Below are 5268 nucleotides of genomic sequence, written 5' to 3' on the forward strand. Positions count from 1 at the left end.
CCACCGCCCGCTTCCGGTCCCAGGCCATCGCGGCCCGGGCGGTGTGAACACCGGCGGCCGGTCCCGGGACCGGCCGCCGGTGACCGTCGGGGCCGCCGACCCGGTCAGCGCGGCGGGCCACCCCGGCGGTTGCGCATCAGACGCAGCACCAGGAACACGACGATCGCGACCACCACCAGGCAGCAGAGCAGCGGCAGCACCCCGAACCCGCTGCGGCCACGCCGCCGGGCGGCCTCCACCACGAGTTCGCCGGTGCCCGTGGACGCCCAGGCCGCCACGGGCACGAAGACCGCCAGTACGACCGCACCGAAGACCGCGCTCAGGCGGCCCCACCACTTACCGAATGAAGACATGTGCCCATCCTCGCCGAAGGGCGCAACCTCGGCACGTTGGTCCACGCGGATTTCCCGGGAGCGGAATGTCCGGAACGCTCCGGCCGGCGCGCAACGTGTTCGCAACGCCCCGGCAAAGATGATGATCTTTACATGAATGTCTTGAGGTGATCGGATTCGCCTCATGGTCAACTCTGTAGACAGTGCGCGGATCTCTCGCACCCGAAGATCTGCGGCGGCAGCGGTCGGCGTCACCCTCGTCGCCGCTCTCCTCACCCCCACCGCGGCGCACGGCGCCCCGCCGCCCCCACCGGCACCGCCCACGAAACCCGCTCCGAGCGGTGCCGCGGACCGTACCCCCGTCACGGTCACGCTGATCACCGGCGACCGGGTGACGGTGACCCCGGGCCGGCCCGGTGCGACTCCCTCGGTGGACGTCAAGCGCGCGCCCGGCGCCACCGGCTCCGTACGCATCTCCACCGAGGGCCGGGACACCTACGTCTACCCGGACGAGGCGGTGCCCTACCTCGCCACCGGCCGGCTCGACAAGCAGCTGTTCGACGTCACCCAGCTCATCGCCCAGGGCTACGACGACGCGCGGAGCGCCGAACTCCCCCTGATCGTCACCCGTACGACGGGGTCGGCGAAGCTCAGGACCGCGACCACGCTGCCGGGCACGCAGACCACGCAGCAGCTTCCCTCCGTGCGGGGTGAGGCGATCCGCACCCGCCGGTCACAGGCCGCGGACTTCTGGTCGGCCCTCACCGACGGGCGGTCACCGACCGCCCGCAGCGCTGCCACCCCGGCACCCTCCTTCACCGCCGGCATCGACAAGGTGTGGCTCGACGGCAAGGCGACGGCCAGCCTGGCCGACACCACCGCCCAGGTCGGCGCTCCGGCGGCGTGGGCCGCGGGTGGCACCGGCGACGGGGTCCGCGTCGCCGTCCTGGACAGCGGGGTGGACACCACCCACCCGGACCTGGCCGACCGGGTGGTGGCCTCCCGGAGCTTCATCCCCGGCCAGGACGTGATCGACCGGAACGGGCACGGCACCCACACCGCCTCCACGGTGGCCGGGACGGGCGCAGCCTCCGGCGGCCGGGAACGGGGGGTGGCACCCGACGCCGACCTGGTGATCGGCAAGGTCCTCGACGAGTACGGCAGCGGATCCATCTCGGGGATCATCGCGGGCATGGAGTGGGCGGCGCGGGCCGAGCACGCCAAGGTGATCAACATGAGCCTCGGCGTGAGCGCCTGGCACACCCAGGACGACCCGCTGAGCCAGGCCGTCAACCAGCTGACCGCCGAGACGGGTGCGCTCTTCGTCGTGGCCGCCGGCAACAGCGGACCAGATCCGTACACCCTCGGTGCCCCAGGCACCGCGGACGCCGCGCTGACCATCGGCGCGGTGGACACCTCCGACCACCTGGCCGGCTTCTCCAGCGTCGGGCCCCGGATGAACGACGAGGCACTCAAGCCCGACATGACCGCTCCCGGGGTGGACGTGCTGGCGGCCCGCTCGCAGCACATCTCCTGGGGTGAGGGCTACTACTACGTCGACAGCGGCACCTCGATGGCGGCGCCCCACGTCGCCGGGGCGGCCGCGCTGCTGGCCCAGAAGCACCCGACCTGGAGTGCGCGGCAGATCAAGGACGCGCTGATGAGCACCAGCGTCCGCACGCCCGACTACGACGCCTACCAGGCCGGCAGCGGTCGGTTGAACGTCGCCGCCGCCTACCACCAGGACCAGGTCATCGCGACCGGGTCGGTGGACGCCGGACTCGTCGGGTGGTCGCCGGGCAGCACCCCACAGCCGATCAGGCGGACCATCACCTACACCAACACCACGGACAGCCCGGTCACTCTGACGCTCTCCGTCGACCAGGGCGCCTCCCCCGCGCGGACGTTCACGGCGACCGCCGAGCGCCTCACGGTGCCCGCCCGGGCGAGCGCGACCGCCGACGTCGTGGTGGCCCCGGCCGGTCTCCCCGCCGGCAGGTACTCCGCCCAGGTCACGGCCCGGTTCGCGACCGGCGAGGTGCACACTGCCGTCGGGCTCGCCGTGGAGTCCGAGAAGCACGACCTCACCATCCACCTGAAGGACCGCGCCGGGCGACCCATGAGCGGTGAGGTCGAGGTCGTCAACGCCGACACCGGTTCGGCCTTCATGTGGGTGCCGGACGGAAAGCTCACCGCCCGCCTCGCGCCCGGCTCGTACACCCTCGCGGCGGCGGACGTGGAAGGTCTGCACGGGCCCCGCTCCCTCGGCCTCGCGATGCTGACCGCTCCCGAGGTCGACCTGAGCACCGATCGGGTGGTGGAACTCGACGCCGCGCGGGCCCGCCAGGTGAAGGTGGCGACAGCCCAACCGACCGCCGTCGTCAACAGCCGCATCGACGTCTACCGCTCCTTCACCGAGAGCGAACCGACACCCACCGACTGGAACGCCCTGCGCGAGACGTTCTGGCCCGGTGCCGGCTACGACAGCCTGTGGGCCCTGCCGACCGGGAACAAGGTGCGCAAGGGCAGCTTCGTCTTCACCACCCGGATCCGCGCCGAGCAGACGCCGCTGGCCATCAGCTACCCCGGCCAGCAGCTCAACGACCCGCTCGCGCAGCCCGGTTCCCCGCCGCTGCCCGACGGCACCACGCGCCTGGACGCCGTCTTCGCGGGTGCCGGCGGCACCGCCGACTACGCCGGCCTCGCCGCCCGCGGCAAGGCCGTGGTCGTGCGCGGCAACGAATCGGTGACCCCCACGGATCAGGCGGCGGCGGCGCACACCGCCGGCGCGGCCATGCTCGTCGTGGTCAACGACCGCGCGGGCCGCAAGAGCGACTGGTACGGCAACCCCGACGCCGTGACGACCGGACCGATCCCGGTGGCCTCGGTGACCATGGACGAGGGCGAGGCGTTGATCCAGAAGATCGGCGCTGCCGGCCGCAAGCCGCTCCGGCTGGTCGTCGTCGCCCATCCCAGGGCCACGTACCTGTACGACCTGGTGGACTACCACCGTGGCGCGGTGCCGAAGGACCCGTCGGCCAAGACCGACCCGGGCAACCTCGCCCGGATCGATCTCACCTTCTCCCCGCCCCCGGGCAAGCAGTCCAGCGAGACGCGGGTGGACTTCCCACCGTACGAGTACGCGGCGGCACGCCCGTTCCCGTTCGAACCGGTCGCGCCGGGGCCGCGTACCGACTGGGTCTCCGCGGGTGGCGGCGTCACGTGGATGCAGTACGCCGACGTCGCCGACTGGGCACGGTCCAACACGGAGGCCATCGCCTACCGGCCGGGCAGCGTGCAGAAGGACCGCTGGTTCGGGCCCGTCACCCGACCACGGCTGCTCAGCACCGAGATCCCGTTCCGGGGCGAGACCGCCATGAGCGCCTACATCCAGGGGTTCGGCGACGCGGGTGCCGCACACAGTGGCGGGGCCAGCATGTCGCAGGTCGCCACGTTCTATCAGGGCGACAAACAGCTGACCCAGTTCAACGGCTGGCCGGAGGTCGGCGCGGGTGACCTGTCGCCGGAGAAGCTGCCGTACCGACTGGTCGTCGAGACCACGGGCAACCCCGAGTTCAGCCCGTACTCGACCGCCACGCACACCGAGTGGAGCTTCGTCTCCGGCGGCAGCACGCAGGTGCAGGCCATCCCGTTGGTCCAACTGGACTACGGAACGGACGTGGACCTCGCGGGTCGGGCGAAGCGCCGAACGGACCTCACGGTCAGCCCCGTGGTGGTGGGCAGCACCGCGGCCCGGGACGCCGTGTCGTCGCTCCGACTGGAGATCTCGTACGACGACGGGGCGACCTGGCAGCGGCAGGACCTGCGGGAGAAAAAGGGCGCCTGGCAGGCGTCCTTGAACGCGCCGCAGCGGGCCGACTTCGTGTCGATCCGGGTCACCGCCACGCAGCGCAACGGCGGCGGCGTCACCCAGACCGTCACCCGGGCCTTCGGCCTGCGGTAGCACCCGCCGGGGCCGGTGCCTGCACGGTGCCGGCCCCTCCCGGGAACGCTCGGGTCACAGCGGCACCAAACAAGTCCGGCCCCCACAGTGTGGGGGCCGGACTCATATCACTTTCAGTGGTAGCGGGGACAGGATTTGAACCTGCGACCTCTGGGTTATGAGCCCAGCGAGCTACCGAGCTGCTCCACCCCGCGTCGACTGGTTAAGACTATCCCATCCGTCCCAGTCATGATCAGTGGGGGTCACCAACCGCCGCGGCCCGGCACCCCCGCAACGTCGAAGCCCGCCCCCGGTGACCCGGAGGCGGGCTTCGAACTGCTGTTTCTCTCGTAGCGGGGACAGGATTTGAACCTGCGACCTCTGGGTTATGAGCCCAGCGAGCTACCGAGCTGCTCCACCCCGCGTCGGCTCGCTAACCGTAGCGCACCACCCCCGGGCCCCGCAAAACGACATCCGAATCCGCCGGCTGGCGGCCGGCACACCCCGGTCAGCCGAGCCACCTCCGAATGGCGGTGACCGCGCGTCGACCGTCCGCGTCGACCTGCGCCCGCTGGCTGGAGGTGCCCTCCCAGCCCTGCTCCCAGAGGATGGTCACCACGTCGCCGACCCGGATCGCCCGGACCAACCGAACGTCCTGCACACCGGTCGGGTCGCCGTTGACGTCCTGACCCGCGCTACGCATCTCGAACCGCACCGACTCGTCGCCGAACCCGCTGTCCGGGAGCAGCCGCTGTCGACTCCGCACCGCCGTGTCGCCGCCCGGCAGCTTCTGCTCGGGGCAGTCCCGCACCGCCTGCCGCAACTCGTCCAGCACGTCGTCGGCGCGCCCGGCCCGGTAGATCGTGATCGAGTGCGTGTAGGTGCCGTCCGGGACGTACCCCTTGGGGGTCTGCGGCAGCTTGTAGATCAGCAGCCGGGTGCGGCGGTCCACGACCGCCTCGCTCCCGATGTCCGCGCCGCACAGGCCCGGCA

At 71.8% G+C, this 5268-nt stretch carries 2 protein-coding genes, 2 tRNA genes and 1 pseudogene; 1 reads left to right on the top strand and 4 read right to left on the bottom strand.

Features of this window, described 5'->3' with window-relative positions:
* Positions 1-104: 104 nt before the first annotated feature.
* On the bottom strand, positions 105-353 hold the full coding sequence (locus KBX53_RS21255; protein WP_030336617.1) for a hypothetical protein: 249 nt from the start codon (positions 351-353) through the stop codon (positions 105-107).
* 163 nt (positions 354-516) lie between these two features.
* Here KBX53_RS21255 and KBX53_RS21260 point away from each other — a divergent pair, with 163 nt between their 5' ends.
* Positions 517-4296, top strand: a complete 3780-nt coding sequence (locus tag KBX53_RS21260) for a S8 family serine peptidase (protein WP_210861219.1) — start codon at positions 517-519, stop codon at positions 4294-4296.
* A 117-nt stretch (positions 4297-4413) separates the two neighbouring features.
* On the opposite strand, the gene KBX53_RS21265 is transcribed toward KBX53_RS21260, so the two are convergent.
* From KBX53_RS21265 to KBX53_RS21275, 3 genes and pseudogenes are all read right to left on the bottom strand, one after another.
* Positions 4414-4490 (bottom strand) — tRNA-Met (locus KBX53_RS21265).
* 136 nt (positions 4491-4626) lie between these two features.
* A tRNA-Met gene (locus KBX53_RS21270) sits at positions 4627-4700 on the bottom strand.
* An 83-nt stretch (positions 4701-4783) separates the two neighbouring features.
* A pseudogene (locus tag KBX53_RS21275) lies at positions 4784-5268 on the bottom strand (hypothetical protein); the annotation flags it as partial.

Origin of the sequence: Micromonospora sp. M51, from assembly GCF_018070305.1 — a bacterium.
Taxonomy (GTDB): domain Bacteria; phylum Actinomycetota; class Actinomycetes; order Mycobacteriales; family Micromonosporaceae; genus Micromonospora; species Micromonospora parva.